Genomic DNA, 26997 nt, shown 5'->3' on the forward strand with positions numbered 1-26997 from the left:
CCGTAGTCGGAAAGTTAGCAAGCCCAAGCGTTATTTCTATGATGGGTTGGTAGATGGGTAAAAGCCTAAAACACCCATAAAATTCAATGAAATCAATGCCTATTGGCGGAGAGACAGGGATTCGAACCCTGGGTCGGCGCAAACCGACAACGGTTTTCGAGACCGCCGCATTCGACCACTCTGCCACCTCTCCGCGGTAGGGATCGTTGCGGGGATTTAGCGGGGTCGCGCTTGGCTTGCAACCCCGATTTCATTGCTTGGTGTAAAGACTTTGCCAGAGCTTGCAGACCGCGCCTGCCGCACGAACCATGCCTATGGCGCCCGCAGCCTGCCCTGTGTCACACAAGCGAGCCTCCGCCATGCTCACCAATCTGTGCGCGACGGGCGCTTGGCACCACTGGCACAACGGCATAGGCAAGGCCGTCACCCCCCCGTACTGCCCGAAAGGCACCATATGCTGCGCCCCTTGCTGATCTCGCTTAGCCTCGCTCTACCCGTCACCTCCCTGCCCGCCCTAGCGCAAACGCAGTCCGTGCAGCCCGAGATCACGAGCCTCACCCAAACGCTGAAGATCGACGCGCTGATCACCGTCATGCGCACCGAGGGTCTCGCCAATGGCAAAGAGATGGAGGCTGATCTGTTCCCCGGCCAAGGTGGTGCGGCTTGGCATGTCGTGCTGACGCATGTCTATGATACCGCCCGGCTTAACCAGATCTTCGATGCCGCCCTCACAAAAGCCCTGCAAAATGATGCCGCCACCCAGACCGCCATGCGCGGCTTCTTCGGCTCCCCCCTCGGCCAGCGTATTCTGGCGCTGGAGATTGATGCCCGCAAAACCTTGCTCGACGATAAGGCCACCGCGGCGGCGTCCCAGCTCTGGGGCAAGGCGCTGAACGCCAATACCCCACGCGCCGCCCAGATCAACCGCTTTGCCGAGGTCAACGATCTGATCGAGTCCAACGTCATGGGCGCGATGAATGGCAATCTTGCGTTCTACGCTGGCATGAACGCGGCCGGAGCCTTCCCCGAACCGATGCCTGAAGCCGATATGCTCGCCGATGTCTGGGGCCAAGAAGCCGACGTGCGCCGCGATACCGTTGAGTGGCTCTATCCGTTCCTGATGCTGGCCTACCAGCCGCTCAGCGATGCCGAGCTTGACCAATACATCGCGTTCTCGACCACAGATGCCGGACAAAAAGCCAACCGCGCAATCTTCGCCGCCTTCGATGCGATGTTCGTGCAAGTCTCCAAAGAACTCGGCCAATCGGCAGGCCAACTCATGGCTGGCCAAGATATCTGAACCCGCCGCATCACACGCCGAGCCCCTTGGTCATCCTCTCTGCACAAATATCCCCGCCGGAGGCATCCGCCGCCAGCAAACAGAGCCTCCGGCGGGGATATTTTCGCCAAGATGAAAGCCATGACAACGCGTCTTGATGAAGCGGAAGCCTTACACTCAGTCTTGACACCCGCCCTCCCCCGCAGCATAAGCGCGCATCCCGGCGAGGTGCGAATCTCGTCGGGTCTTTAATTCATGACGCCCATAGGGGCGCGCTGTCCGAGGCGGGGAAACCCAAGAACTCCTTAACCGGGGCCACAAGACGCGGAGCAAGAGAAGGAAAGACCCATGTTCGCGGTCCTCAAGACAGGCGGCAAGCAGTACAAAGTGCAGGCGGGTGACGTTCTGCGCGTTGAAAAGCTTGATGCCGTTGCTGGTCAAAAGATCCAGTTCAACGAAATCCTGATGGTTGGCGGCGAAAGCCTGACCATTGGCGTGCCCTTCGTGGCAGGTGCGGCTGTCCAAGCCGAAGTGATCGACCAGATCAAAGGCGAAAAGGTCATCCACTTCGTCAAACGCCGCCGGAAGCACTCATCGCAGCGCACCAAAGGCCACCGTCAACACCTGACGCTGGTTCGTGTGCTTGACGTGCTGGCTACTGGCGCTGACGCCTCGGGCGTCGCTGCTGCAACCGGCACCGCCGATGCACGCCGCGCCGCACATAACAACGCTTCGGCACCGGTTGTCGAAGCCCCTGCGAAACCGAAGCGCGCTGCCAAAGCCGCTGTAGCGTCGGAGTAACACCCCATGGCACACAAAAAAGCAGGCGGTTCATCCCGCAACGGTCGCGACTCGGCTGGCCGTCGTCTCGGCGTAAAATTGTTCGGTGGCCAAGTCGCCATTCCGGGCAACATCATCGTGCGCCAACGCGGCACCACTTGGTTCCCCGGTGAAGGCGTTGGTATGGGCGTAGATCACACCCTGTTCGCCAAAGTCGAGGGCCATGTGACCTTCAAAAAAGGCTTCAAGGGACGCACGTTTATTTCCGTGCTTCCGGCAGCGAAAGCCGCGGAATAAGCCGAACCTTTACAATTAGCTTGTAGATAGGGGATCGGTCGAAAGACCGGTCCCCTTCCTTATTTCCGCCGCGGGAATAAGTTTTATCGGGGATTTACCCCGGCGGGCCTCGCCCGACATGCGCTTTCAGGAGGGAGCCGTGGTTTTGGAAATGATCGCTGTTGCAACGGAGGGCCAGATTTCTGCTGGTCGTTTTGTGTTACGTCCCGTGCGCCGCTCGGATGCCGGGCTGTTCGCGCTTTACGCCGGAGACAAGCGCGTCGCTGTGGCCACGCATTCGATTCCGCATCCGCTGCCACCCGGCGCTGCTGAGGCTTTTGTTTCGCGCGCCACCGCCAACCGCACCGAGGAAGACATCTGGGTGATGGATGGCACTGCCACCGGGCTTTCCGAAGTGCTGGGCGTGATCAGCCTCAAGCGGATGGACGCTGGCAAGCGTGCCCGCGACGCGCGCGGTCAGTCCGAAATCCGCTATTGGGTGGCCCCTGCGTTCTGGAACACCGGCATTGGCTCAGAAGCGGTTAAGGCTCTGGTCGCCGCAAACCCGCAAAACAACTGTGCGATCTTTGCCGAGGTGTTTCAGGACAACCCCGGCTCGGCCCGCGTGCTGACCAATGCAGGCTTTCAGTATCTGGGCGACGCTGAAACCTTCTCGGTTGCAAGAGGCGCTCTGGTGCCAACCTGGACATATGTGAAGAAACTGGCCTAAGGCATTCCCATGACTCCCCGCGAAGAACTAAATACAGCGCGGCTGGCCTTGCGTCCGGTGCTGGCCTCGGATGAGGCTGCCGTCGTCGCCCATATGAACGATCTGAATGTCTCGGGCTGGCTCGCCCGCGTGCCGCACCCCTATACGGCAGCAGATTTTCACCAATTTGCCACCCAAATCGCCTATCCGGGTGAGACATATGTCATCGAAGACGCGAACGGTTTTGCAGGCGTTCTCGGTGCTGGGGCAGAGCTTGGCTATTGGCTAAGCCCCCGCGCCCATGGCCAGGGCTATGCGACTGAAGCTGCCCAAGCCGTATTGGCTGCGCAATTCTCGCAAGACGTGCGCACCGTCATTTCGGGCTATTTTGTCGGCAACACCCGCTCCGCCCGTGTGCTGCAAAAGCTGGGCTTTGTTGAAACTGGCCGCTCCATCAAACACTGCCTTGCCTTGGGTCAAAACCGCCAGCATGTTGATCTGTCGCTGACTGCCAAAGCGTTTCTTGCTGCCAACCCGCTGGAAATCATCACACCCCGCCTCCGCCTCGCGCCCTTGGATATTGAGCGCGACTGGCGCGACATCGCCCGCATTGGTGGCGATCCCGCAGTGGCGCGCATGACCAATTCGCATCTCTCGCCTTGGCCAGAGGCCGATGTGCGCGCTTCTCTGGCAGAATCGCAGTGGCACGGGCGCTTGGGCTTCCGCTTGGGTATCTGGTTTGAAGGCAAACTCGTCGGCGCGGTCGGTCTTTGGGATGATCCGGTTGAAACCGGGTATTTTCTCGACCCCGCCTATTGGAACCGTGGCATCGCGACCGAAGCCATGTCCGCTTTCCTGCCGCAAATGATCGCTCGCTTTGGGCTGTCCGAAGTGTTCGCTGATCATTGCACCGATAACCCCGCCTCGGGGGCCGTTCTGCGCAAACTGGGCTTTCGTCAAATCGGCGAAGGCATCGGCGAAAGCCTTGCAAGGGGTACGGTGCCAATCGCGATCTATCGGCTTGATGTGCCAAAGGTTAAAACTTCGTAAATACAACCTGCAACACTTTGATTTGGTTACATCAAAAACCTGTCCACACGTGGCCCTTCCCAATCCCGCCAAAAATCCCTCTGCTTGAGGTCTGCCCCCCAATCCTGTATCGCCTACACTTATCTCTTAGAAAGCCGCTCGACATGAAATTCCTCGACCTCACCAAAGTCTATATCCGCTCCGGCGGCGGCGGGGCCGGTTGCGTGTCTTTCCGGCGCGAGAAATTTGTCGAGTTCGGCGGCCCCGATGGCGGCGACGGCGGCAACGGCGGCTCCGTCTGGGCCGAGGCCGTAGACGGGTTGAACACCCTGATCGACTTCCGCTACCAACAACACTTCTTCGCCAAATCCGGCCAAGGCGGCATGGGCAGCCAACGCACCGGCAAAACCGGCGAAGACATCATCCTGAAAGTCCCGGTCGGCACCGAGATCCTCGACGAAGACGAAGAAACCGTAATCGCTGACCTCGTCACGGTAGGCCAGCGTATCCTGCTCGCCAAAGGCGGCAACGGCGGCTGGGGCAACCTCGCATTCAAATCCTCCACCAACCGCTCCCCCGCCCGCGCCAACTCCGGCCAAGAGGGGATCGAGCGCACAATCTGGCTGCGCCTGAAACTGATCGCAGACGCGGGGCTCTTGGGCCTCCCGAATGCCGGCAAATCTACCTTCCTTGCCGCCGTCTCGAACGCGAGGCCCAAAATCGCCGACTACCCCTTCACCACCCTCGTGCCAAACCTCGGCGTGGTCGGCATTGATGGCGCGGAATTTGTGATGGCCGACATCCCCGGCCTGATCGAAGGCGCCTCCGAAGGCCGCGGCCTCGGTATGCAATTCCTCGCCCATGTCGAGCGTTGCAAAGTCCTGCTCCACCTCGTTGACGGCACCTCCTCCACCATCACCAAAGACTACCGCACCATCGTCAAAGAACTTGAAGCCTACTCCGAAGTCCTCGGCGACAAACCCCGCATCCTCGCCCTGAACAAATGCGACGCGCTCGACAAAGCCACCATCTCCACCCGCCGCAAAGCGCTTGAAAAGGCATCGGGAGGCCCAGTGCACGTGATTTCCGGCGTAGCAGGCATCGGCTTGACCGACGCATTGCGGAATATCATGGCGGAAATCAAGCGCGAGGCCCCTGTCGAGGAGGGCCTGCCGTGGCAGCCTTAAAGCCCCTCACCGCGCCAAATATTCGCGACGCGAAACGGCTCGTCGTCAAGATCGGCTCGGCCCTGCTGGTTGACCGCAAACTCGGCCTGAAACAAGGCTGGCTGTCCGCGCTTGCAATGGATGTAGCTGAAGCCAAAGTACGCGGAACAGACGTGGTGCTGGTGTCCTCCGGCTCCATCGCCTTGGGCCGCAAAGTGCTGGGCCTCGGCGACGGCATCCTGACGCTGGAGCAATCCCAAGCCTGCGCCGCGGTCGGCCAGATCCGCCTCGCCCGCGCCTACGAAGAAGTCCTCGCCCCGCACGGCATTACCACCGCACAAGTGCTGGTGACGCTGGAAGATACCGAAGACCGCCGCCGCTATCTGAACTCCCGCGCCACGATGGAAACCCTGTTGGGCCTCGGCGTGGTGACAATCGTCAACGAAAACGACACCGTCGCCACCGATGAAATCCGCTTTGGCGACAACGACCGCTTGGCGGCGCAAATCGCAGTGACGGTTGGAGCCGATCAACTGATCCTGCTGTCTGACGTCGATGGCTTCTACTCCGCCAACCCCAAGGAAGACCCCACCGCGCAGCGTTTTGACTTGGTCGAAACCATCACGCCACAGATCGAGGCGATGGCGGGCGACTCGATTTCGGGCTTCTCAAAAGGCGGCATGAAAACCAAACTGCTCGCCGCCAAAACCGCTGTAGCTGGCGGCTGTGCAATGGCGATCATGGAAGGCTCGGTGCTGCGGCCACTTTCTGCACTGGCAAACGGCGCACAACGCACATGGTTTGTCGCGCAAAGCGACCCGCAAGCCGCACGCAAACGCTGGATCAACGCAATGAAACCGCGCGGCGAATTGCGGCTTGATGCGGGCGCTGTCACGGCTTTGCGAGCGGGGAAATCCTTGTTGCCAGCTGGCGTTACCCACGTCACAGGCAATTTCGGCCGTGGCGATCCGGTAGCGATCCTGTCACCTGCGGGCGATACTTTGGGCAAGGGCCTCGTGCGCTACACGGCGGTCGAGGCGAAGGCGATTGCCGGGCATCGCTCGGGCGAGATCGAAGCAATTCTGGGTTATCAGGGCCGTGCCGCCTTGGTGCATCGCGACGATATGGTGATCTGAGTTTGGGGCCGTTGCGGGGGCCAGCCCCCGCACCCCTGGGATATTTGGGCCAATGTGAAAGGGCCGAAGATGGACGGGCAAATCTTGGACGTGATGCGCGATATTGGCATGAAGGCCAAAACGGCCGCTGCGGAACTGGCCTGTGCCAGCCAAGAACGCAAGTATGCCGCACTTATCGGTGCGTCGGCTGCCGTCTGGGCGCGGCGTCAGGAAATCCTCGACGCCAATTACATCGACATGGATTATGCGACAGAGAAGGGCCTCAGCGCCGCCATGCTCGACCGCCTGCGTCTCGACGAAAATCGCATCCGTGGCATGGTCGACAGCCTGCGCATTGTTGCCGAATATCCCGATCCGGTCGGCCGGGTTCTCGCCGAATGGGATCGCCCCTCGGGCCTGCACATCCAGCGCGTTGCCACCCCGTTGGGCGTCGTCGGCGTGATCTACGAGTCCCGCCCGAATGTCACCGCCGATGCGGGTGCTTTGTGCCTGAAGGCCGGTAACGCAGTGATCCTGCGCGGCGGTTCCGAGAGTTTCCACTCCTCCGAAGCCATCCACGACTGTATGCAGCAGGGTCTCCGCGAAGCTGGTCTGCCCGTTGACGCGATCCAACTGATCCCCACCCGTGACCGCGAGATGGTGACCGCGATGCTGCAAGCCGTTGAATATATTGACGTGATCGTGCCGCGCGGTGGCAAGGGTCTGGTCGGCCTTGTGCAGCGCGAGGCCCGCGTGCCGGTGTTTGCGCATCTGGAAGGCATCTGCCACGTCTACGCCGACCGCGACGCCGATCTGGAAAAGGCCCGCCGCGTGGTGCTGAATTCCAAAACCCGCCGCACCGGAGTTTGTGGCTCTGCCGAGTGTCTTTTGATCGACTGGCAGTTTTATACCAAGCACGGCGCGGTGCTGATCGAAGACCTGCTCAAAGCTGGTGTTGAAGTCCGCACCGAAGGCGAATTGCTGAAGATCCCCGGCACGGTGAAAGCCTCCGCCGAGGATTTCGGCCATGAGTTTCTCGACATGATCATCGCCGTCAAGCTGGTCGATGGCGTCGATGAGGCCATCGCGCATATCCGTAAATATGGCAGTAACCACACCGAATGCATCCTGACCGAGAATGACGCCACCGCCGAACGCTTCATGCAGCGGCTGGACAGCGCCATCTTGATGCGCAACGCCTCAACCCAATTCGCCGATGGTGGTGAGTTTGGCATGGGCGGCGAAATCGGCATTGCCACCGGCAAGATGCATGCACGCGGGCCGGTCGGGGCGGATCAGCTGACCAGCTTCAAATATCTGGTCACCGGAGATGGCACGATCAGAAGCTAAGCCGGATTTCGGTATCGGTGAGCTCGGTGGTCAGCCTGCGGTGCTGGCGGGCAATCTCGTCCGGCACTAGCAGGAATTGAACGTGCGCTGGACCCACTTCGCCCATAGCCGCTGGGTTTATCAGCCTCTCCCACAATGTGGGCTCTATCTTCACCTTTGCTGCCGACGCCCGCAACAGCCAGCGCACGTCGTTGCGCTCTATCTCCACACGTCCCCCGTAAGGCAGCGCCGACTCGAGGCAGAGGATCAGCAAAAACACCAGCTTCACATCACGGCGCGACAGATCGGCAGGGCTGTCCCATACAATTTGCACCCGCCCACCATGGGTTATGTCCGAGATCACCGAGACCACCTCGCTGCGCCCAATCCGTTGCTCGGCGCTGTAGACCCCAAAAGCCACGCGAAAAAACCGTATCCGCGCATTGGCGTGACCGACGCTTTCAGTGATCAGCGCCATTTCCGGCCCTTTTGCCGCACCTTCCATCAGCATCAACTCTACCCCGTTGCCGATCGCGCCAATCGGGCTGATAAGGTCATGGCAGATGCGCGAGCCAACAAGAGCGGCAAGATCGGGTTTGTCAGGCAATCGGATAATCCTTGCAGGGAAAAGGCGGATATGGCGGCGCTACTGGAACCCGGAATGTTGGTGCGTCACCCAGAGCGGCCCGATTGGGGCTTGGGACAAGTCCAATCCAGCATCGGCAACCGGGTGACGGTGAATTTTGAACATGCTGGCAAAGTGGTGATCGACCTTTCGCAGGTAAAATTGACGCCGGACTTCTCGCATTGACGCAGCATGTGGTTAAACTTTGGTTAACACAATCAAAGCCCTTGGCCGCACGGTTGCATTGGCTGTCGCCAGCGCCTATGAAAAACCGTCGCTCAAACAGCCGGACCGGACGCTGCCGATGATTTCTGACGACAAAAATTTCGTCCTGCGTCTGGCAAAAGATGACCGCGATTTACATGCGGCACAGCGGCTGCGCTATAGTGTTTTCGTGGAAGAACTGGGTGCGACAGGCGGCATGATCGACCATGCCGCGCGGCTGGAATGTGACGAGTTTGACCCCTATTTTGACCATCTTCTGTTGATCGACACCTCTCGCTCAGCTGCGGATTTGCAAGATGTGGTGGGGGTTTACCGCCTGCTGCCGTCAGATCGGCTTGCTGTCTCGGGCAGGTTCTATTCGGAAGCCGAGTTTGATCTGACCGCCTTGAAAACCTCGGGCCGTAGGCTGCTTGAACTCGGCCGCTCTTGTGTCCATGCCGATTATCGCGGCGGCACCGCCATGCTGTTATTGTGGAACGCGCTCGCCGACTACGTGCTCGATCATGGCATCGAAGTGCTGTTTGGTGCCGCCTCATTCCACGGCACTGACATGAATGCCCTCGCCCTGCCGCTGTCGTATCTACAGCATTTCCACCTCGCCCCGCCCGAATTGCGCGTCGTCGCGCGACCGTCGCAAGGTGCGCTTTTACCAATGATTCCCCCTGATCAGCTTGATCGCAAGACCGCAATGCTGGCCACTCCGGCGCTGATCAAAGCCTATCTGCGGCTTGGCGGTTATGTCGGACAAGGCGTTTGGATCGACCACGCCTTCAATACCACAGATGTGTGCCTCGTGATGGATACCGCGCAGATGAGCGCCAAGCACCGCGATTTTTACATCCGCAAATCGGGCCGCGACGCATGAGCGACTGGCGCGCCGATGAGTTGAAACTGCCGCCCATCACTCCAATGGGCTGGCTGCGCGTCGTACTGCGCGGTGGCGTGTTGGGCTTGGTGACTTATTGCGGCCTGCTGATTTTGCTGGTGGTCCGGCTCATCGAGCGCCCCCTGTTTGGCCAATCCCGCCCTTGGACGCCCTATATCACCCAGACCGTCTGCAAACTGGCATTCCCGATCTTGGGCCTGCCTCTTATCACCCGTGGCAAACCGATGCAGAAAAAAGGCGCCGTTGTCGCGAACCATTCGTCTTGGCTCGACATTTTCGCCCTGAACGCCGTGCAGCGCGGCTATTTCGTCGCGAAATCCGAGGTAGAAAACTGGGCCGCCATTGGTTGGCTTGCCCGTGCAACGGGGACGGTCTTCGTCGCACGCAAGGGTATTGAGGCGAAACGCCAGCAATCGCTTTTCGAAGAACGTCTGCGGGCGGGCCATAAGCTGATGTTTTTCCCCGAAGGCACCAGCACGGATGCGATCCGCGTTCTGCCCTTCAAATCAACGCTATTCGCGGCATTTTACAGTCACGGGCTCGACCACATCATGTCGATCCAACCGGTGAGCGTCGTCTATCATGCCCCGGCAGGCAACGATCCGCGGTTTTATGGTTGGTGGGGCGAGATGAATTTCGCACCGCATTTGCTGCATGTCTTGGCAGCAAAACATCAGGGCCGGGTAGAGGTAATCTTCCACCCAGAAGTCGCCGTCGATACGTTTTCAAACCGCAAAGAACTCGCTACATATTGCGAAGCTGTCATCCGCAACCATCACTTGCTTGCAACGCGTCACTAGACAGATTGTCCGCGACTCACGAGAAAATACCACATATTGTGGTTTGGGGTCTTAAAAGGCGTTCGACACAAGTGCCCCCAAACTGGGAGAGATATGAGTTTTACCCCAGCGGAGCCATCAGCGCCTTCAGTGCAGTCGCCGGGTTGTCGGCCAGCCAAATTTCCTCGCCGACTCCGAAAAAATCGGTGACCGGGCCAAACTTCTCAATCAACTCGACCGTCAACGCGCCCTCGGCGATCACCGGAACTTCGATCACCGCGCTCCACCATTCAAACAGATCGAAATCGACGCTTTCGCCGTTACCCAAGGGCGTCACCCCGGTCGGCCCAAAAGCCACATAATCCGCACCCGCCTCGCCCGCATTCATACCCTCATGCCGGGTCACACCGCAAAACGAGCCGATTACCGCGTCAGCGCCCAATTCCTTGCGCACGTAGCGCACCTGCCGGGCACCATCGGTCAGATGCACACCGTCTAAGCCCAGTCGGTTGACCATCAGCAGATGGTTCTCGATGACGATGATAACGTCTCGGGCATGGGCCACCAAACGGCAAGCATCGGCGGCGCGTTGGATCATGTCTTCATCTTTGCCCGCCAAAGCCAGCCGGACGCAGGCAATATCCGTGCTGTCCATCACGGCGGCCAGACGATCAGGGAAGGTTTCCAGATCAATCGCGGGCGGGGTGATCAGAGTGATCTGTGGGCGGTCTTGGTCAGCCATGGCTTTGTCCTGCATGAAGTTGCTGCGTCATAGCCTAGAATGGCGGGCTTGGCGAGGGCGACGGGCTGGCGTATCAGGCGTCATCTTAGCCGGAGAAACCCGATGATCCCGCCCGCATTCATTCTAGTCCGCCCGCAAATGGGCGAGAACATCGGTGCGAGCGCTCGCGCGATGCTGAACTTCGGGTTGGAGCGGATGCGGATTGTGTCCCCTCGCGATGGCTGGCCGAATTCGGCGGCGGTGGCTTTGGCTTCGGGGGCTGGGCGGGTGCTGGATCAGGCGGGTCTGTTCGGCTCGGTGCAGGATGCGATTGCCGATTGTGATTTCGTCTTCGCCACCACCGCGCGGGGGCGAGAGCTGACGAAACCGATCTACACGCCCGAGGCGGCGATGGAACATGCGCGGGCTTTGGTGGCCGCAGGCAAACGCGTCGGCGTGCTGTTCGGGCCAGAGCGTGCAGGTCTGGAAAACGAAGATGTGGTGCTCGCCAATGCAATCGTGACGGTGCCGGTCAACCCCGATTTCGCCTCGCTGAACCTCGCTCAATGCGTGCTGCTGATGGGCTATGAATGGCGTAGGCAAACCCAACCTGCGGAGGGTATCGTGATGGAAATGGCGCGGACCGATTTCGCCAGCGGCATCGAAGTCGAAAAACTCGGCGATCATTTTGAAGAACGGTTGGAAGCCGCAGGTTTCTTCTTTCCTGAAGCCAAAACTCCCGGCATGAAGGCCAGCTTGCGGAACATGTGGTCGCGTCTGGGGCTTACCAAGGCCGAGGTGCAAACCTTTCACGGTATGCTCCGCCAGATCGCTTATCGGCTGCGGTCGCAAGGCGATGAGTGACACTGTGCGTACCAGCAGCTCGATTCGACTGCGCGTCCGTTTAGTAATTGCCCGGCGGGTCGCTGGCAGGGAATGATTCGTCGGCCTGCTCGTCGATAATGTCCCAATCTTTGGGAGGCGTACTCATCTGCTCGGGGCCAGCAGGTCGCACCTCTTGCGCGCGTTCCGTGCCTATTTCCGAGCAAGCCTGCTGCCAAATGCGATCACTTTGCCCGTCCGGCCTGCCTTCAGCTTCCCAAATCTGATAGGCCCGGTCGCGGATCGCTTGTTCGATTGGCTCTTCCATGATGGTTTTCCAGTCCGTTGCGAATTTGTTGCTCCTCCGCTCAACTTCTGGCCACTCGGCTCGGTTCCCCGAGGGCCGCGCATTCGCAATCAATATGTCGCTAACACCGCCGGGCATTTTCCTGCGTCATCTACGCCCGATAAGCCGCCAGCATCGCCGCATAAGTTTCTTCGCAAGCCCGTTGGCGGCGCTCAATTTTCCTGTGCTCCAGCATCTCGGCCATCCGGGTCTGCACTTCGGCGGCATAGCGCGCTATAGAGTGGTTTTCGCCTGCCGGAGTGTTGCGCTCGGCGAAATAGGCGGCGGTATGGCGGGCGGTCTCGGGGTTCGTTTCGGCCACCGCTCCCCTGCCCCGTGTGCTGCGCAGCGCGAAGCTGTCAGGCGATTTCAGGCCGTAATGGTTATACTGCGCCAAGCGGTGCGAAACGGATCTGACATCGCCATTGCGCAACTGCCGCCACAGCGGCAGCGCCGGATCGGTTTGGGTGCGGGTGCCATCGCCCCACAGCACATTCAGCGGCAGCTTATCCTTCAAGCCCACCATGGAATGATTGTGAATACCCCGAAACCGGCTCGGGTTGCGCGTCAGAGTTTTCAGCGCGGCATTGGCTTTGTGACGGGTCGGCAAGGCTTGGGTGAAGGACGGGCAAATCCGCCCGGGCTGCCAGTTTTGCACAGGCTGGCTGGTGAAGAACATGCCGTTGAGGGCGATCACGTCGATATCGGCCTCGGCACGCTCGGTCAGATTGGCGACGCGGTTGTCGCCAACATGCACGTTCAGAAACTCATCAGCGTCGAGCATCATCAGCCATTCGGAGGCATCAATATCGTGCAGGCGGCGTATTTTCTCATAGCCCGCGTGCTGCGGAATTTCGCCGGGTTTCAGCTTGTTCGGCACATGGGTGATGTAGCCCTCCTGCGCCAACGCCGCGAGCAAGCGGTCAGAGCCGTCGCTGCAATCGTTAGAGGCGATCAGGATGCGATCAAAGCCCAAGGTCAAATGATGCGCCACCCATTCGAGCAGGAACGGGCCTTCATCTTTGACGCTGGAAATCAGGGTATGGCGGGCTGGCAAACGGGCACCTCAGGGCTTTTGGCCAGATGAGGAAGTGCAGCGGGCAAAGTCAATGCGAGACGCAGGGTTGGGGGGGTGACACCGCGCCAGCGTGTCGCCATGATGCGGCAAACCTTATGCGGAATAGCCAATGCCCGATCTTCGTCTCGCTCTGCTGCAATCGCCCTCGCCCGCCGGGGATGTGGCGGTGGCATTCACCGCAATCGAGCGTGGTCTGCGCGCCGCTGGGGCGGCTGGGGCTGATGTGCTCGTGGTGCCAGAAAGTTTCGCGCCGGGCTATAACAGCGATGCGATTGCCACACTGGCGCTGCGGCATGGGGATGCTTGGCAAGTTCAGTTGGCGCAGGCTTGTCGCGATGCGGGTTGTGGGCTGGTGTTTGGCTATGCCGAGCGGGACGGTGATGCGGTCTATAACGCCGCCTTGGCGCTGGGACCAGATGGCGCAGAGTTGGCGCATTACCGAAAAATCCAATTATACGGCCCGCGTGAGGCGTCGATTTATCGGCTAGGCGACGGCTATGCAACGTTTGATCTGGTCGGACACAAGGCGGCGCTGCTCATCTGCTACGACGTTGAATTTGCACCGCATATTGCGGCTTTGGCGAGTGCTGGCGTCACAGTGCTGCTGGTGCCCACCGCCAATATGCTGCCTTATACCCATGTGATGCGGGCGACGGTGCCTGCTATGGCGGTCAATCATGGCGTCAGCATCGTCTACGCCAATTATTGCGGGGTGGAGGGGGATCTGACCTATGCAGGGGGCTCGCTGATCGTTGGCGCAGACGGCGAAGTGTTGGCGCAGGCGGGGATGGGTCCGGCACTATTAATCGCCGATATCGTGCCGGTTGATCCCTCACGGATGTCTTCGCAGGCACGTGATTACCGGGCGGTAGTTTTGCCTTGAGGTCGCCGGGGGTTTCAAACCCCCGAACCCCCGTGGGATATTTTTGAGTAGATGAAAAAATTTTAGATAAGTTTTAGCGATTAGCTTAGGAAGCCGGGTTTTTGGCTCCACGCTAAGGCGTCGCGGATCATCACGGGTAAGGTCGAGCGGGTGGGTTGCCAGCCGAGTTCGTCGCGGGCACGTTGCGAACCTGACACCAAGGCGGCGGCATCGCCAGCGCGGCGCGGGCCTTTCAGGATCGGCACATCGCGATTGGTCACTGTGCGACTGGCGTCGATAACTTGCCGCACCGAAAATCCATGGCCAGTGCCGAGGTTGAACGCTCGGTTGCCGCGACCGTCAAGCAGCCAGTTCAGCCCCTTCACATGCGCATCGACCAGATCCATCACATGCACATAGTCTCGCACGCAGGTGCCATCTGGCGTCGGATAATCTTCGCCGAATACCGTAAGCGCCGGGCGGCGGCCCTCAATGGCGTCGAGCATCAGCGGGATAAGATGGGTTTCCGGGCGGTGTTGCTCACCGACTTCGGCCTCGGGATCCGCGCCTGCAACGTTGAAATAGCGGAAGATCACATGATTCAGCCCGTAAGCCGCGCCGAAATTTTTCACGATTTCCTCAATGGCTTTCTTCGATGCGCCGTAGGAGTTGATCGGATGCTGCGGGGTGTCTTCGTCTAACAACACGCCATCTTGGTCGCCATAAGTGGCGCAGGTCGAGGAGAATACGAAGTTCATGCAGCCCGCGTGCACCGCAGCCTCAACCAGATTGAGCGAGCCATTGACGTTGGTACGCCAGTAGCGCCCCGGATCAGTCATCGACTCGCCAACCAGCGACAACGCGGCAAAATGCATCACGGCAACTGGGCGATACTGATGGAAAGCCGCGTCAATCGAGGCGCGGTCCATCAGATCACCTTGCACAAACGGACCAAACTTCACCGCATCGCGCCAGCCGGTTGAAAGGTTATCAAACGCCACCGGAGTGAACCCCGCCCGCGCCAAAGCTTTGCAGGCATGCGCGCCGATGTAGCCCGCTCCACCCGTTACCAGCACATGCTTTTGCATCTTGTTCACCCTTTACTTCGGTTTTGCACAACGGCCTGCGGATGCCAGCCAGCGCAAACACTGCGCGGGCGACGCCCGTTATTGGCTCGGACTTAACGCCCGACAGCCACATAGGTTTCAAAGCCCGCCGCTTTCGCTTCTTCCGCCGAATAGACATTGCGCAGATCGGCCATGCGCGGAGTCTGCATCTTTTGCGCCAGTTTATCGAGATCGAGCGCGCGGAACTCATTCCACTCGGTCAAGATCACCACCAGATCGGCGCCTTGTGCAGCGCCATAAGGGCTGTCGAGCCATTTCACGCCCGGCAGCAATGCCTCACCCTCACGCTTGCCTTGCGGATCAACGACGCGGACTTTCGCACCCCCGCCGACGAGGGCTGGCACGATGGTAAGGCTTGGGGCTTCGCGCATGTCATCGGTGTTGGGCTTGAAGGTGACACCCAGCACAGCAATAGTCTTGCCATTCAACGAGCCGTCGCAAAGATCGACCAGCTTGTCGATCATTCGGCGCTTGATCTCATCATTCACCTTGATCACGGTTTCAGTAATCTGCATTGGCACGGCATAGTCTTGGCCCATCCGCGCCAAGGCCATGGTATCTTTGGGAAAACACGACCCACCGTATCCAGGGCCAGCGTGCAAAAACTTGTTGCCGATGCGCCCGTCCATGCCCATGCCTTTGGAGACATCCTTGATATCCGCGCCGACCTTCTCGCACAAAGCAGCGATCTCGTTGATGAAGGTAATCTTGGCAGCGAGAAAAGCGTTGGCCGCGTATTTGATCATCTCGGCGGATTCGAGACCGGTGTAGACCACCGGAAATTCGCGCAGGAACAACGGGCGGTAGATATCGGCCATCACCTTGCGCGCGCGTTGCGACTCAACGCCGACCACCACGCGGTCAGGCCGCATGAAGTCGTCAATCGCCGCACCCTCGCGCAGGAATTCCGGGTTTGATGCCACATCGAACTTGGCATCGGGATTAGCCGCCGCCACCGCTTCACCAACTTTGCGGTTGGTGCCGACAGGTACCGTCGATTTGGTGACGATCACTGCATAGCCAGTGAGCGCCCGACCGATTTCTTCGGCCGCCGCCATCACATAGGTCAGGTCAGCATGGCCGTCGCCGCGCCGGGTCGGGGTGCCAACCGCGATAAACACCGCCTCTGCGCCCGCGACCGCTTGCGCGAAATCCAGTGTGAACGAAAGCCGACCGGCCGCGACGTTTTTTGCCATCAGCACTTGCAGTCCGGGTTCAAAAATTGGCACTTCACCCGCATTCAGACGATCAATCTTGCTAGGGTCCTTATCGACACAAACCACGTCATGCCCAAAATCCGAGAAACACACACCCGAAACCAAGCCGACGTAGCCGGTTCCAATCACTGCAATCTTCATGCCAACGCTCCAAGCTTTTCCAAACCCGTCTTAGGCAGCCTGCGCGACTGTGTCAAACCGACGGACAATCGAAGCGAACAAAATCAGGCGAAAAAATGCAAAGTGGGTAACACGAAGGCCGGAGAATTCCTCCGGCCCCCATTGCAATGGTTGTTCGCGGCGCTTCAGGCAATGCTGGTGATAAGCACAAAGCCATCGCCGCCGCGACCGCCCTGCCCACCTGAAATGCCGGCACCGCCACCACCGCCACCCGATCCGCGCGCACCTGCACCGCCTACGCCGCCCGCGCCAGCGTTCGAGGCACCGCCTCCAGAGCCGCCAGAGAAAGTCGGTGGCAGCCACAATTCATACCCCGCGGCGCCGTTGTTGCTGCCCGCCGCACCGCCCGCCAAAACCGGACAAAGCCCTGCACCGTTCAACGCACCGCCTGCAAAATCAGCCGAGGTTGTGCCCGCGCCACCCGCGCCGCCCGTTGTGAAGATATTCACCCCGCCAAAAGCCACCGCCAAGCCGATACCACCCGCAATCGCACCGCCCGCTCCCCCGGCTTGCCCCGCAATGCTGACAAAACTGCCCAAAGCAGAATATGCGCCACCCGAGGTAATGCCTCCCGCGCCACCCGCAGCGCCAACCGCCGACGCCGTACCGGTGCCTCCGTTGTTGCCCGGGCTCGCCTGTCCGAGATAGACTGCGGTATTGGTCAGCGGCTGCACCGCCACAATCGAGCCTGCACCGGCCTGCCCAGGCGCCCCACCCTGACCGGCCGAGACAAACAGCGTGCCGGGCAGCAGCGCCGCAGGCACCACAATGCGCGAAATCGCACCACCGCCGCCGCCACCACCGCCGCCGCGCGCCGCGCGCCGAGGCTGCAGCTGCGACAAAGCCAGCGCCACCACCGCCAGCGCCGCCGACCAGCAAAATCTCCAAAAGCACCGTTCCCAAAGGCACCGAGTAGCTTTGCCACTGGCCAACGACGCCGACAGGGTCAAACCTGCGAGTCTGTCCGGCCTCTCGCGGCAAAAAATGCGGAAAACTCATCAGTAGTCCCCTCCAAAGCCCGCCACCGCATAGCCGCCTGCCACGGCAGTGCCCAACGTTACTTGTACGCGGTAACCCGGCGGCACCGGAATGTTCAGCGGCAGCTCATTTCCCGACAGCGCCGCCACTTCTGATAGCGTTGTGGCTGGCAAGGAAAGCTCTGCGATCAGCACGTTATTGCCCGCGGTGGCATTGGTTGCGCCGTTGTTCATAAACACCCGCAGCACCGAGGCCACATTGCTGCCGCGCGGCCGCACGCCCAGCTTTTGCAAATACGAACCGTTGGTCGCATCCGCCGTGAACACAGTATCAACCGTGCCGGTGCCATCCTTGGCTGTGTTCGCAGCCGTGATGCCAGCCGCCCATTCGACTCGGGCGATCTTTGAGAAAATCGGGGAAGTATTGCCGGGCATGCCGCTCTCCTAGTTGATGAATGCTTGTTGGTTCAGCGCGCATTGCACGCCGTATTTGATGGGCGCAGCCAGCGTCCAAACCGTGCCGCCGCCCGAGACGATGACTTCACCCTTCACGCCGTCACTGACACCACCGCTTGCTCCGATCACTTGGGTCGCACCCGCCGTGCGGACTTTGACCTGTCCGCTGGTGCTGTTCAGCCAAACCATGCCGTTGACCGGGCTAACCGGGTCTGCCGCCTGCCCGCCTAAGTTCAGCACTTGCGGCAGGGTCGCTTGGCCATTTGCCCGCGCCACCGTCATCGCCGTGTAAAACGTGCTGCCATCCGGGCTGACCTTGATCGCGAAATCATCCGACCCCGTGGTGCCCATCTCGGCGCGCCCCGAGAACCCGGTCTGAAACGTCAGGCTGGCGGTATTGGCAGCGGCGGCTTTGTTCAGCTTTAACTGATGCCCCGCGCCTGCATGATTGAACAGTGTCGCAGGCGAAGACACCGCCAGCCGATTGGTGGCATCCGGCGTCGCCGAGACGCCGAGTTGTGCGACGTTCAGCGGCCCATCATTCATCGCAAGCCACGCCGAGCCGTTGAAAACCGCCATCGCGGCTTCTGCGACCACATAGGCTTGCCATCCCGCAAATGGCAGCAAAAACTGCCAAACTCCGGTCTCAAATAGCGCAATCTTTCCGGTCTGTCCGGCCCAGGCCCCCGTCGCGGCCAGCGGCACAATATAGCGATCACCTGCCACCGGGTTGATCGGCGGGGTCGTCAAAGCCCGCGCCTTCACCGACAGTTGCACCATCAGATCGAGCAGCCGCAGCGCCTCATTATGGGTCACATGCTTTTGCGCTTGCGCGGGTTGGATCAGGGGCAGCGACAGAATTATCGTTGTATCGGGCATATTTACCTCCGGGAAGCCTTTGCTTGAAGCAAAAGCTACGAAAACCCATTAAATATATGATAAACAAAGCGTTCTGAGCATTAACGTCTTGCGCTTGAAACGCAAAAATAACATACATTCGTACATGCATTGACATACATTCGCAGATTTTGGGGGCAGGATGAGCAGCAAGAAGGCAAAGCAGTCGGACCTCCCCCGGCACGTCACCAAGACCGTATCAGGCGCTTACAAGTATCAGCGCCGGGTTCCAAAAGAACTTCAAGAATTTCTGCGGCTGGAAAAGTGGGAACACGTCCTAGGTTCTGATCCTGCCGAAGCGTACAACCGCGCGCACCACTACACCGAGATGCACAACGGGGAAATTGAGAGATTCAAAGTACCAGAGGCCAGAGCCGAGCGGGACGCCTTCACCGACACCATGATGGCGGCAACCCTTGTTGAAGATGCACCCCCCGTCGATAGGTGGCGCGAGACGCCCACTCTATTGAGAGAGGCCCGGACACTACCCAAAGCGCAAGAGCGGGACAGGCTAGCATTGTTCGCAGCGCAGGCCTTCGGTGATGATCGCTATCTACACCAGAGGCCCGCCAACACTCACAGGGCTAGCCTTACAGTTACCGGGGAAGGCCTTACTCTTTCTGCTGAACCCTTAGACCGCGCCACAGCGCCTAAGCTGGTGCCGATCAAGCCACCAGCCGACCCGACCGATGCAATCATGTTCGGGGCGTTCAAGAGCGCACTGGACACACGCCTGTTGCAGCTACCCGTAATCGGCTCCGCTGACACCATGCGACTATCGGCCCTGATGGCACAATACGCTAAGGCGCAAGGTATCCGCACTAACACCGCAGCCCAGAACCATCACCGCGCAAGGCGCTTGATACATTTTGCAGGTGATTTGGGGTTGGAAAAATATGACGAACCGACGCTAAGACGATACCGCGATTACCTTGTTAACGGTGATCCTGTCGCCAAACCAAAACCATTTTTGCCTATCAAAGCCATTTCCGTTCATCATTACTTTTCCACATTGAAAGCCCTCTGGACATGGGCAGCGGATGAGTTTCCTGAACACCGCCAACTTGAATTCCCCCGAGTTCGTCCACCAAAGAACACGGCGACAGTAGAGTCGACTCGCTGGCAAGCCTTCGACGATTCACAGATCAAACGCGTTTGGGAACTGATCAACGTCACATGGGGACCGGATGGCAGTAGCAGATTAACCCCCGCCCGTCGTAAGTGTTACCTGATGGCGTTCCGGGTACTTTTGCATAGCGGAATGAGACCTTCCGAAGTTTTTCGGATCAAGCACGGTGATATAACCGACGGCGTTCTTTCAATTCATTACACCAAGACGACTCCCCGCCAAATTCCGCTTTCAAGCCATCTTGCCGACTTTTCTGCGTTCCTCGAATCCGGTGGGTTTGAAGCCGAATTAAACCTACCCCGTCCAGCCACACCGGATTCGATGGCAGGCGGCATGACCGACAGCTTCACACCAATCATCAGAGCGGGAGGACTCACATCAGACCGCCTAGTGCTTTACTCTGTCAAAGATACGCTGGTGGATCGGCTGCAACGCCTTGAAGTGTCTGACTCCGTGATCAGAGGGATCATAGGACACGTTACACCGGGCAAGCTGCGCCACTACAAGCAGTCCTTGTCTCAGTCGGTGGAGGGCATGGCACAGATGCGCAGAGCCTTGGACGCTGTGGTTTACTGGTAAGCCATAGCCTCTCAATGGTGACGCGCGTACGCGCTCCATACAGCCTCTACAGGCCTCTCAGGACGCGGAGGGCGCGTCATCCCCCACACAACGCATCACCGCCCCCACGCGTCAAGCCTTCAGCCTTGCGCTAATGTATCGCCAATCTAGGGCGGCGTTGATTTGCCGGGGTATCACGGTGACCTGCGCTTTTTGTCGCCGTCAGGCGCTGACCGTTGAGTGTTGTAAATTTGACACTCAGCGGTCGTTCGTGCTAGGTTAAGTTCATAAAGAATTTGCAGCGGTGCTGCGTTCTCCCCCCGCGCGGTGCGCGAAAAATCAATCAAAATTCAAATCAAAGGAATCCTTCAGGATGTCTCTTTACGTAAATCTGTCCGAAATTCGCGATGCGACAAAGCTTGGCGTTTTAGCCGTTCGCTCATTAGTCCGCCACCCCTACCCGTTGCCGTTCGCGCTGGCCCCCGCATGCAAAAAAGGGGGAAACCAAGTGCGCCTATATTTGTGGTCAGACGTCGCCCCTCGCCTCCGTCAGACCGCCAAAATCACCGAGAACGTGATCAACGCGCTCTTGCTAATCGCCCAATCTCACCACGAAAACAAAGGTCTACAACCATGAGTAAAGAATCTGAGAAAGTTCTAGACGATCTCCGCGCGTCAAGGCTCCACGCACTCTCCAGTACCTGCCCTCCGCACCAAATGGCGCGCTTAAAAGTACTCCAAACCGCGCTGGAGCTTGGGTTGGCAAGGGTCGCAGGGTCAAAATTGGCCCCTATTGTCGTGGAAAGGATTTTGGAGAGCATGCTACTCCACCCGGAAACGATAATCTACATGGCAGGGTCCTCGCTGGCGGAACTACCCACCACGCCGGGATCGTGGGATGCGTTCGCACGCGAGCAGATCAGAAACGAGCCGCTTGCAGTCTTGTGCATTGAAAGCCGTGATGCCAATCGCCGTGAGGTTCTCCGGCAAACATACATTTCAGGGCTAAAGCCGGGTGATCGGATGAGCCAAGCTCGTGCCGGGACATTGGACGCTGCAGCTGAATCATACGTGGCGGCAGAACTGCAAAAGAGCGCTGGGCTGTGACCGCGTTGCAATTAAACCGCGTGAAACAGGCGCGTCTTTACGCCGCGATGTGCGCGGCGCAGGGCGTTCCAGACGATATTGAAACGCCACAGCAAGCAGCGGCGGAGGCCCGGTCACACGTGTTTGTATACCTACAGCCCTACGATTTTCTAGAGGCTAGCATACTCGCAGGTACTATGGACGATTACATTTATCAGAGCGGAGCTGAGCTTTTCTCTATCCGAGTCGAACAAGTGGCAGAACTGGCTGATTGTACCACAGATGTAGTAATCCGCGCGCTGGGCTTTCTAGGCCTATCCCCGTGCCGTAAGCGGCGTCGAACTTACACCAATGATCCAACGGGCCGCGCGCGGGTCATCGAACTGCCATTGGAAACGTTTGCCCAGTGGAGGTCGCTGGATTGGTAATCTTCTCAACCCGGCGGGGGATCAAGGTTGTAGGTGACAACCCTCCTGCATTTATCAGTCGTTAGTCTCTACACCACAGATATAAATCATTAATATCCGATAGTAATTAAATTACGTCTTGCGCTTGAAGCTTATTGAATGCGCTTGAAGATAAATGTAATTCCACATCTAGCTAGTATAAACTCCACGATATTTTAACAATAAGCCGTTTACTTCCGTGGATTTGACAGGATCATTTGATATTGCTATAACGAATTTACAAATCCGAGTTTTAAACTAAAAGTCATCTTGTAGAGGATATCAAAAATGACCGAGACAGAGAAATTGAAGCGCCCTACACGGCTAGCCGTATCACTCGTGCAAATTGCGCGCGCGTTGCGGATTCAGTCCACCACGTTGTCAGTAGCGCTTTCCGTGATCGATACGGATCAAATGCGCCCCATTAAGTATCAGGACCGCCCCGGCGTGGCGGTACGCACACTGTACCTGCTGGAGTCGGTCCATAGACTATTGTCGATGGTCGCCAGCAATCGTTACACGGTCGCAGCCGGAGCCGAGTTAAGGGCCGTCGCCACAGAAATTGAGATGCGCTGATATGGCGACCGCAGCGCGCCGGATCGACGGCTTGAACCCGTATAAAGCGCCCCGCGATGACAAACGAGAAGAATGCGTATTCTTGAAGCGCCGTATCAAGATAATGAAAACAGCGGCGATCAAAACCCCCGATGAATTCAGTGCTGAGTTCATCGCGGAGTTGGAGGCGGCTCTAGAGGTCATGCAAGCCGAACTGGTGGTGTTGATGGCACAGGCGCGAGCATTCAAAGTGCCGCCTCCAAAGCCACACAAAAGCCTGCCTGCAAGCTGGGCTGTGTGAGGCCACCACGAAAAGAAAAGAGGCCCAAACCCCCGCAGGGCTGGACCTCTCAAAGAAAGACGACGGGCGCTGAAAACACCCGGTTTTACACTACCAAGAGTATAGAGCGAATTTAACTGTAAGTAAAGAAAGTTTACGCAGATGACACAACTAGACCCCTACGCATTCGACAATGCAACTGAGATCGTAACTGCGGATATTAGCAAGATTTCCGAAGGAGCGAAAAAGATCAAAGATCGCTTCACGCTTGAAGATCGCGACCGGATTAAACAGGCCAAGCCGCTGACGTACTACACCGATGGCTTAAAAAAGCTGCAAGGACTTCGAACGAAGAATGTCGCGGTTTCCGCCGTCTTCGAAGATGACGCTGTCGATGCACTGACCGTGCTTAAACCTAACATCCTTATGCCAAAGACCGTTGACTTGGCGGTGATCATCGCAGGGTTAATCCGTGGAAAGGTCACCGACGTGGCGATGGCCGAATTCGTCAGAACCATGCAAGCGGCAATGCCTGCGCAGGAAAAAGTTTGGTTCAAAGACTTGCGCAAAGCTGTCGAGAACATTCTTGGATCGGAACTGCGCGCCGATGCCAAAGGCGGGTTCTCAAACGTGATCGGAGAAGACGATTTCAGTCAGCTAGTTAAATATGGTTTGAGCCAGATCAAAGCTGCAAACGAAAACTACAGCGACCCCGTATTCTACAACTACGCCAAGGCCGTGGCGACCATGGAAGATAGCGATGCAGTAAAGATTCTTGGGTATGACGCGTTTTCTGCCCGTCTGAATATCCTTGCGCCGTACCGTAAACCTAAGGGTGAAAAGTCTTTTATTGGGGTCGCCATGCCGTTTGAACTCGGCAAGCAGATTTTCCATGACCCACGGTTGAAACTGTATCTGCCTGAACTGGAGCGCATCGTGAAGGCCCCTGTCTACATGGCCAATGGCGAGTTGATTGTTCGCAAGGGCTTTCACGAAGAAGCAAAGCTGTTCTATGCCAAGCCTGACAACCTGTCAGTGCTTAGACCGTCTAGTGTGATCACATCCGAAGAAATGCAAGCCGCTGTAGCATTGCTGACCGATCTATTCGGCGACTTCTATCTCGATGGTGTTAGCCGCAAAGAACTGGAGGGGGCTTCACTCTATGGCAAAACTATCAGGCGTGATGGAGCGCGAAAGCGCTGGGGAACATTCGAAAATGGTGACGCGCATTTGGGCGGCAATGGCAGTGCCGTTCCGCCGTCGTTCCTGCACTGCATAGGCTTTCTGCTTGAACAGTTCGTACGCCCGATGATCGACGGCCCTATGATGCCCCTTCTGGCCTCTAAGACCGTTGAGGGCGCTGGCGGTGGATTGCTAATGAAAGTCTTTCTGACGATCATTGAAGGCGGTGGCGCGCCACAGGTGCTAAACATGCGAGAAGAAGAACGCCAAAAGGCAATCTTGGGGATGCTGGCCGCAAGGCGCAATGTGATCGCGTGGGATAACCTTCCCAAAGGCGTTAAGATCGACTCCAAATGCATGGCCACCCTGTTCACAGAACCCTTTTGGGCGGATCGACTTCTAGGCCAATCCAGGGAAGTTGTCTTCCCGATCACAGCATCTTTCGCAATGGTAGGGGTTAACCCGGTCTTCACCAAAGAACTGGTACGCAGGATGTCGCTGGTGCAGTTGGTGCCGCAAACGTCGTCACCAGAAACCCGTGTGGATTTCAAGCACGAGGATCTGTTGGCGCACGTCAGAGAAAACCGGGGAGCATACATTCACGCCTTGCTGGTGCTGGTGCAGAATTGGCTCGACAAAAAGAAGCCCGCACCGAAGCACGCTCCTGTTGTTGGCTCGTTTGGAAACTATCGGAAGGTGATCGCGGGCATACTTGAAGCAGCTTCACCACACTGGACGAGCTGGCAGCAAAATCGCGACGTGTTGAACGGCGTGGCAAAAGACGACGACGAAGATGACGGCGCGGAGTCCTTCTTTGAGCATTGGGTTTCGGAGTATGGAATTGGAGAAACAGTACAAACGTCCGCGCTGTGTAATATGGCGGAGACATTCAAGATCACTATTCCCGTCAAGCGCGTCAAGGTTATCGGCGATGACAGCGAATTCATTTATTCCGCGCTGTCTTTGGGTAAGTACCTTAAGGCGATGCAAGGAAGGTTCTTCAAGCTTGAAGATGGCAGAGAGGTGCAGCCCATCAGATCGGACAAGCGCGGCGATGGTGGCAAGCCGTGGGTGTTACAAGTCAAAAAGTGATTGGGTGAAAATCGGGGCTTTGGCCCCCTTTTTCATGCCGTGGTGCAGCCCGCCGCTTTTTTAGCGAAGAGCGCCCCACAAATTCCCTTTGTTTGCGCCGTTGAGTCCGTTGATTGACCGTTGATTGATTCACGCAATCGACGGCGCTTTTTTCAAACGATTACAGATAGTTACCGCAATCCCGTTGAGTCCGTTGATTGAGTCATAAGTCAGTCTATTGAAATTTGATATATGTATTAGGGGATACAGTATACATATGCGTTTTCAATAGGGGCCAGCCCCGCTCAAAAACGACGGACTCAGCAGGATTACGATAACACTCTGAAATTGTTCTATTAAATGACCGTTGGTTAGGTATCGCAATCAACGGTCAATCGACGGTACAATCGACGGCGCTGCATATGTCATTCACCATTTTGCGAAACTGGCGGCTTTGTTGCAATCGCCGCCGCTATGCCATCCTTTACACCAGCCGCTATGCCTTCCTTTACCGCCGCAGCCGTGGCCCTGTCCGCCAAAGAAATCGCATCAATTAACCGCTGCGTACTTTTTTCGTCACTCTCGCTTATTGCATCAATAAGGTTCTTTGACGTCACAGCCTGTTCTTTCTGCGACTGCGCTATCTTGGCATTGAGGTTAACAACCTCCAGTCGCAGCGCCTCTGACTCGTCATCAACCATGAACTTAGGAGCGAAAATTTGTGCGCCTGAAATTAATAATGCAATCACGGCGACGCCCATAGTCAGTTTTCCAGCCGTAGCAGACTCAGAAGCGGCTTTTTGAAAAGTCTGTAAAAAGCCTGCCCCAGTCGCCTGTAAACTCAAAGTGTTCTGCGCAGACTGACTCGCCATTTCTGAAATCCGGTCAAATTGATCTTCAATTCGCCCTAGCCTAATGTTGGTTTCAAGCAGCGGGTTCACCACACTGTGCACGTGCGGAATTGTCGGTAAGGTCGAGGTGATGGCTTGGCGACGGTTGAAATCATCGAGCGAGTCTTGTTGAGCAACAATGTTGCGGGCAACGCCACTTAGCGGAGAATGATCGCCTGTCACTCGAAGTAAATTGCTCATTTGCAATCTAACGGCGTCTGCCGCGCTCTGGTATCCATCCAGCCCGCCAAAGCCGGAAACCTGCTTTGCGAGGGCTTCCGCAGCGCCGTGGTACCCATCCCCACCCAAGCCAGATAATTGCTTTGCGAGGGCTTCCGCCGCGCCGTGGGACCCATCCACCCCGCCCAAGCCAGTCGCCTGTTCCAGTGCCGCTCCTGTCGAGTCCTGCGCTAATGGCTCAAGCGCGCTTCGCGACCTGCTAGGCAAAACCGCACTTGGTGCTTCCGAGTCCTGAGGTTTTTGCTTATTGAGGTTCAATTCAGAAATACCTAGCGGGTTGCTTTTGAGCGGCAAGTCGTCGGCAGACATTGAAAAATCCCTTAGTAATATTAGAGTTACGGTAGAGACAGACCGCCGCCAATGGCAAGTAATTCCAGTCTCAGCACTCGCGCCTGTCCGCTGGTCACAGAATCCAGATGATCAGACCCAGCACCAAGAGACCAAGAACAACATAGGCAAACAAGGGGCTGACTTGACCTGTATCAGAACCACTACCGCCCGAGATTTTGGTTCTCGACGATAATCCCGTCCCCGGCAATCCAGCGTTCAGATGCGCGCCTTTCTTACCGAAGTTGACCGAAGCGCCCTTGGCTCCGACCGTCGTGCTGATACCCGACTTGCTGATGTTCAGCTTTACGCCCGGTGCGATTTTGAGTCTCTTGTTGAATCGAATAGCCAA

The 26997-nt window shown here is 57.9% G+C and carries 28 protein-coding genes and 1 tRNA gene; 17 read left to right on the top strand and 12 right to left on the bottom strand.

Going from position 1 to position 26997, the window contains the following annotated elements:
- Positions 1 to 103: 103 nt before the first annotated feature.
- Positions 104 to 193 (bottom strand) — tRNA-Ser (locus JWS10_RS02970).
- Between the two features lie 261 nt (positions 194 to 454).
- Here JWS10_RS02970 and JWS10_RS02975 point away from each other — a divergent pair.
- The 8 genes from JWS10_RS02975 (at position 455) to JWS10_RS03010 (ending at position 7704) form a co-directional block, all read left to right on the top strand.
- The gene (locus tag JWS10_RS02975) at positions 455 to 1300 is read left to right on the top strand and encodes a hypothetical protein (protein ID WP_299504613.1); all 846 of its coding nucleotides are present in this window, start codon (positions 455 to 457) and stop codon (positions 1298 to 1300) included.
- Positions 1301 to 1627: 327 nt separating this feature from the next.
- Positions 1628 to 2080: a 50S ribosomal protein L21 gene (gene rplU / locus JWS10_RS02980; protein ID WP_299473679.1), complete on the top strand. Its 453-nt coding sequence runs from the start codon at positions 1628 to 1630 to the stop codon at positions 2078 to 2080.
- Between the two features lie 6 nt (positions 2081 to 2086).
- Positions 2087 to 2356 carry a 50S ribosomal protein L27 gene (gene rpmA / locus JWS10_RS02985; protein ID WP_054009148.1) on the top strand — a complete coding sequence of 90 codons (270 nt, stop codon included), beginning with the start codon at positions 2087 to 2089 and terminating at the stop codon, positions 2354 to 2356.
- Between the two features lie 139 nt (positions 2357 to 2495).
- Positions 2496 to 3065, top strand: coding sequence for a GNAT family N-acetyltransferase (locus tag JWS10_RS02990; protein ID WP_299504615.1), 570 nt, complete (start codon positions 2496 to 2498; stop codon positions 3063 to 3065).
- A gap of 9 nt (positions 3066 to 3074) precedes the next feature.
- Positions 3075 to 4094: a GNAT family N-acetyltransferase gene (locus JWS10_RS02995; RefSeq protein WP_299504617.1), complete on the top strand. Its 1020-nt coding sequence runs from the start codon at positions 3075 to 3077 to the stop codon at positions 4092 to 4094.
- Between the two features lie 143 nt (positions 4095 to 4237).
- Positions 4238 to 5260: a GTPase ObgE gene (obgE, locus tag JWS10_RS03000; RefSeq protein WP_299504619.1), complete on the top strand. Its 1023-nt coding sequence runs from the start codon at positions 4238 to 4240 to the stop codon at positions 5258 to 5260.
- Positions 5248 to 6375 carry a glutamate 5-kinase gene (gene proB, locus JWS10_RS03005; protein ID WP_299504622.1) on the top strand — a complete coding sequence of 376 codons (1128 nt, stop codon included), beginning with the start codon at positions 5248 to 5250 and terminating at the stop codon, positions 6373 to 6375. The genes obgE and proB overlap by 13 nt, the downstream gene beginning before the upstream one ends.
- 69 nt (positions 6376 to 6444) lie before the next feature.
- Positions 6445 to 7704: a glutamate-5-semialdehyde dehydrogenase gene (locus JWS10_RS03010; protein WP_299504624.1), complete on the top strand. Its 1260-nt coding sequence runs from the start codon at positions 6445 to 6447 to the stop codon at positions 7702 to 7704.
- On the opposite strand, the gene JWS10_RS03015 is transcribed toward JWS10_RS03010, so the two are convergent.
- A complete protein-coding gene (locus JWS10_RS03015; RefSeq protein WP_299504627.1) occupies positions 7694 to 8290 on the bottom strand; it encodes a histidine phosphotransferase family protein in 597 nt (198 codons plus the stop codon). The genes JWS10_RS03010 and JWS10_RS03015 overlap by 11 nt on opposite strands.
- 30 nt (positions 8291 to 8320) lie before the next feature.
- On the opposite strand from JWS10_RS03015, the gene JWS10_RS03020 reads away from it, so the two are divergent.
- The 3 genes from JWS10_RS03020 (at position 8321) to JWS10_RS03030 (ending at position 10219) form a co-directional block, all read left to right on the top strand.
- Positions 8321 to 8494, top strand: a complete 174-nt coding sequence (locus tag JWS10_RS03020; protein WP_299473653.1) for a DUF3553 domain-containing protein — start codon at positions 8321 to 8323, stop codon at positions 8492 to 8494.
- Positions 8495 to 8612: 118 nt separating this feature from the next.
- The gene (locus JWS10_RS03025) at positions 8613 to 9398 is read left to right on the top strand and encodes a GNAT family N-acyltransferase (protein WP_299504675.1); all 786 of its coding nucleotides are present in this window, start codon (positions 8613 to 8615) and stop codon (positions 9396 to 9398) included.
- The gene (locus JWS10_RS03030; RefSeq protein WP_299504630.1) at positions 9395 to 10219 is read left to right on the top strand and encodes a 1-acyl-sn-glycerol-3-phosphate acyltransferase; all 825 of its coding nucleotides are present in this window, start codon (positions 9395 to 9397) and stop codon (positions 10217 to 10219) included. Before JWS10_RS03025 ends, JWS10_RS03030 begins: the two co-directional genes overlap by 4 nt.
- A gap of 100 nt (positions 10220 to 10319) precedes the next feature.
- On the opposite strand, the gene JWS10_RS03035 is transcribed toward JWS10_RS03030, so the two are convergent.
- Positions 10320 to 10940, bottom strand: a complete 621-nt coding sequence (locus JWS10_RS03035; protein ID WP_299481998.1) for a thiamine phosphate synthase — start codon at positions 10938 to 10940, stop codon at positions 10320 to 10322.
- 102 nt (positions 10941 to 11042) lie between these two features.
- On the opposite strand from JWS10_RS03035, the gene JWS10_RS03040 reads away from it, so the two are divergent.
- Positions 11043 to 11783 carry an RNA methyltransferase gene (locus JWS10_RS03040; RefSeq protein ID WP_299504633.1) on the top strand — a complete coding sequence of 247 codons (741 nt, stop codon included), beginning with the start codon at positions 11043 to 11045 and terminating at the stop codon, positions 11781 to 11783.
- Between the two features lie 40 nt (positions 11784 to 11823).
- Here JWS10_RS03040 and JWS10_RS03045 read toward each other — a convergent pair whose 3' ends face one another.
- Positions 11824 to 12069 (bottom strand): DUF2934 domain-containing protein, encoded by a 246-nt coding sequence (locus tag JWS10_RS03045; RefSeq protein WP_299482004.1) that lies wholly within the window; start codon positions 12067 to 12069, stop codon positions 11824 to 11826.
- A 130-nt stretch (positions 12070 to 12199) separates the two neighbouring features.
- The gene (locus tag JWS10_RS03050) at positions 12200 to 13144 is read right to left on the bottom strand and encodes a glycosyltransferase family 2 protein (RefSeq protein WP_299504635.1); all 945 of its coding nucleotides are present in this window, start codon (positions 13142 to 13144) and stop codon (positions 12200 to 12202) included.
- A 130-nt stretch (positions 13145 to 13274) separates the two neighbouring features.
- On the opposite strand from JWS10_RS03050, the gene JWS10_RS03055 reads away from it, so the two are divergent.
- A complete protein-coding gene (locus tag JWS10_RS03055; RefSeq protein WP_299504639.1) occupies positions 13275 to 14048 on the top strand; it encodes a nitrilase-related carbon-nitrogen hydrolase in 774 nt (257 codons plus the stop codon).
- Between the two features lie 80 nt (positions 14049 to 14128).
- On the opposite strand, the gene galE is transcribed toward JWS10_RS03055, so the two are convergent.
- The 5 genes from galE to JWS10_RS03080 all read right to left on the bottom strand — a co-directional run bounded on the left by galE (position 14129) and on the right by JWS10_RS03080 (position 18863).
- Positions 14129 to 15115: a UDP-glucose 4-epimerase GalE gene (gene galE / locus JWS10_RS03060; RefSeq protein WP_299504642.1), complete on the bottom strand. Its 987-nt coding sequence runs from the start codon at positions 15113 to 15115 to the stop codon at positions 14129 to 14131.
- Between the two features lie 92 nt (positions 15116 to 15207).
- The gene (locus JWS10_RS03065) at positions 15208 to 16512 is read right to left on the bottom strand and encodes a UDP-glucose/GDP-mannose dehydrogenase family protein (RefSeq protein ID WP_299478776.1); all 1305 of its coding nucleotides are present in this window, start codon (positions 16510 to 16512) and stop codon (positions 15208 to 15210) included.
- Between the two features lie 164 nt (positions 16513 to 16676).
- Positions 16677 to 17393: a hypothetical protein gene (locus JWS10_RS03070; RefSeq protein WP_299504645.1), complete on the bottom strand. Its 717-nt coding sequence runs from the start codon at positions 17391 to 17393 to the stop codon at positions 16677 to 16679.
- A gap of 156 nt (positions 17394 to 17549) precedes the next feature.
- Entirely contained in the window at positions 17550 to 17963 is a 414-nt protein-coding gene (locus JWS10_RS03075; RefSeq protein ID WP_299478782.1) for a hypothetical protein, read from the bottom strand.
- Between the two features lie 9 nt (positions 17964 to 17972).
- Positions 17973 to 18863, bottom strand: a complete 891-nt coding sequence (locus JWS10_RS03080) for a DUF2793 domain-containing protein (RefSeq protein ID WP_299504649.1) — start codon at positions 18861 to 18863, stop codon at positions 17973 to 17975.
- 160 nt (positions 18864 to 19023) lie between these two features.
- Here JWS10_RS03080 and JWS10_RS03085 point away from each other — a divergent pair, with 160 nt between their 5' ends.
- From JWS10_RS03085 to JWS10_RS03100, 4 genes are all read left to right on the top strand, one after another.
- Positions 19024 to 20589 (top strand): phage integrase SAM-like domain-containing protein, encoded by a 1566-nt coding sequence (locus JWS10_RS03085; RefSeq protein ID WP_299504652.1) that lies wholly within the window; start codon positions 19024 to 19026, stop codon positions 20587 to 20589.
- 1799 nt (positions 20590 to 22388) lie between these two features.
- On the top strand, positions 22389 to 22676 hold the full coding sequence (locus tag JWS10_RS03090) for a hypothetical protein (protein WP_299504654.1): 288 nt from the start codon (positions 22389 to 22391) through the stop codon (positions 22674 to 22676).
- 1 nt (position 22677) lies between these two features.
- Positions 22678 to 22956, top strand: coding sequence for a hypothetical protein (locus JWS10_RS03095; RefSeq protein ID WP_299504657.1), 279 nt, complete (start codon positions 22678 to 22680; stop codon positions 22954 to 22956).
- Positions 22957 to 23097: 141 nt separating this feature from the next.
- Complete coding sequence (locus JWS10_RS03100) at positions 23098 to 25209, top strand: hypothetical protein (protein ID WP_299504660.1); 2112 nt, start codon at positions 23098 to 23100, stop codon at positions 25207 to 25209.
- 404 nt (positions 25210 to 25613) lie between these two features.
- On the opposite strand, the gene JWS10_RS03105 is transcribed toward JWS10_RS03100, so the two are convergent.
- Complete coding sequence (locus tag JWS10_RS03105) at positions 25614 to 26627, bottom strand: hypothetical protein (RefSeq protein ID WP_299504663.1); 1014 nt, start codon at positions 26625 to 26627, stop codon at positions 25614 to 25616.
- A gap of 94 nt (positions 26628 to 26721) precedes the next feature.
- Positions 26722 to 26997 carry a DUF4236 domain-containing protein gene (locus JWS10_RS03110; RefSeq protein WP_299504666.1) on the bottom strand — a complete coding sequence of 92 codons (276 nt, stop codon included), beginning with the start codon at positions 26995 to 26997 and terminating at the stop codon, positions 26722 to 26724.

The sequence above is a fragment of the Cypionkella sp. genome, assembly GCF_028290025.1.
In the GTDB taxonomy this organism is placed as follows: Bacteria; Pseudomonadota; Alphaproteobacteria; order Rhodobacterales; family Rhodobacteraceae; genus Cypionkella.

What these genes read in the sequence shown, in the direction of transcription:
- JWS10_RS02995 (WP_299504617.1), top strand. Translation starts at nt 3,075, where the DNA reads ATGACTCCCCGCGAAGAACTAAATACAGCGCGGCTGGCCTTGCGTCCG.
- galE (WP_299504642.1), bottom strand. Translation starts at nt 15,115, where the DNA reads ATGCAAAAGCATGTGCTGGTAACGGGTGGAGCGGGCTACATCGGCGCG.
- JWS10_RS02975 (WP_299504613.1), top strand. Translation starts at nt 455, where the DNA reads ATGCTGCGCCCCTTGCTGATCTCGCTTAGCCTCGCTCTACCCGTCACC.
- rplU (WP_299473679.1), top strand. Translation starts at nt 1,628, where the DNA reads ATGTTCGCGGTCCTCAAGACAGGCGGCAAGCAGTACAAAGTGCAGGCG.
- JWS10_RS03080 (WP_299504649.1), bottom strand. Translation starts at nt 18,863, where the DNA reads ATGCCCGATACAACGATAATTCTGTCGCTGCCCCTGATCCAACCCGCG.
- JWS10_RS03065 (WP_299478776.1), bottom strand. Translation starts at nt 16,512, where the DNA reads ATGAAGATTGCAGTGATTGGAACCGGCTACGTCGGCTTGGTTTCGGGT.
- JWS10_RS03035 (WP_299481998.1), bottom strand. Translation starts at nt 10,940, where the DNA reads ATGGCTGACCAAGACCGCCCACAGATCACTCTGATCACCCCGCCCGCG.
- rpmA (WP_054009148.1), top strand. Translation starts at nt 2,087, where the DNA reads ATGGCACACAAAAAAGCAGGCGGTTCATCCCGCAACGGTCGCGACTCG.
- JWS10_RS03045 (WP_299482004.1), bottom strand. Translation starts at nt 12,069, where the DNA reads ATGGAAGAGCCAATCGAACAAGCGATCCGCGACCGGGCCTATCAGATT.
- JWS10_RS03095 (WP_299504657.1), top strand. Translation starts at nt 22,678, where the DNA reads ATGGCGACCGCAGCGCGCCGGATCGACGGCTTGAACCCGTATAAAGCG.
- JWS10_RS03100 (WP_299504660.1), top strand. Translation starts at nt 23,098, where the DNA reads ATGACACAACTAGACCCCTACGCATTCGACAATGCAACTGAGATCGTA.
- JWS10_RS03025 (WP_299504675.1), top strand. Translation starts at nt 8,613, where the DNA reads ATGATTTCTGACGACAAAAATTTCGTCCTGCGTCTGGCAAAAGATGAC.
- JWS10_RS03085 (WP_299504652.1), top strand. Translation starts at nt 19,024, where the DNA reads ATGAGCAGCAAGAAGGCAAAGCAGTCGGACCTCCCCCGGCACGTCACC.
- JWS10_RS03055 (WP_299504639.1), top strand. Translation starts at nt 13,275, where the DNA reads ATGCCCGATCTTCGTCTCGCTCTGCTGCAATCGCCCTCGCCCGCCGGG.
- JWS10_RS03040 (WP_299504633.1), top strand. Translation starts at nt 11,043, where the DNA reads ATGATCCCGCCCGCATTCATTCTAGTCCGCCCGCAAATGGGCGAGAAC.
- JWS10_RS03105 (WP_299504663.1), bottom strand. Translation starts at nt 26,627, where the DNA reads ATGTCTGCCGACGACTTGCCGCTCAAAAGCAACCCGCTAGGTATTTCT.
- JWS10_RS03090 (WP_299504654.1), top strand. Translation starts at nt 22,389, where the DNA reads ATGACCGAGACAGAGAAATTGAAGCGCCCTACACGGCTAGCCGTATCA.
- JWS10_RS03010 (WP_299504624.1), top strand. Translation starts at nt 6,445, where the DNA reads ATGGACGGGCAAATCTTGGACGTGATGCGCGATATTGGCATGAAGGCC.
- JWS10_RS03030 (WP_299504630.1), top strand. Translation starts at nt 9,395, where the DNA reads ATGAGCGACTGGCGCGCCGATGAGTTGAAACTGCCGCCCATCACTCCA.
- JWS10_RS03075 (WP_299478782.1), bottom strand. Translation starts at nt 17,963, where the DNA reads ATGCCCGGCAATACTTCCCCGATTTTCTCAAAGATCGCCCGAGTCGAA.
- JWS10_RS03020 (WP_299473653.1), top strand. Translation starts at nt 8,321, where the DNA reads ATGGCGGCGCTACTGGAACCCGGAATGTTGGTGCGTCACCCAGAGCGG.
- obgE (WP_299504619.1), top strand. Translation starts at nt 4,238, where the DNA reads ATGAAATTCCTCGACCTCACCAAAGTCTATATCCGCTCCGGCGGCGGC.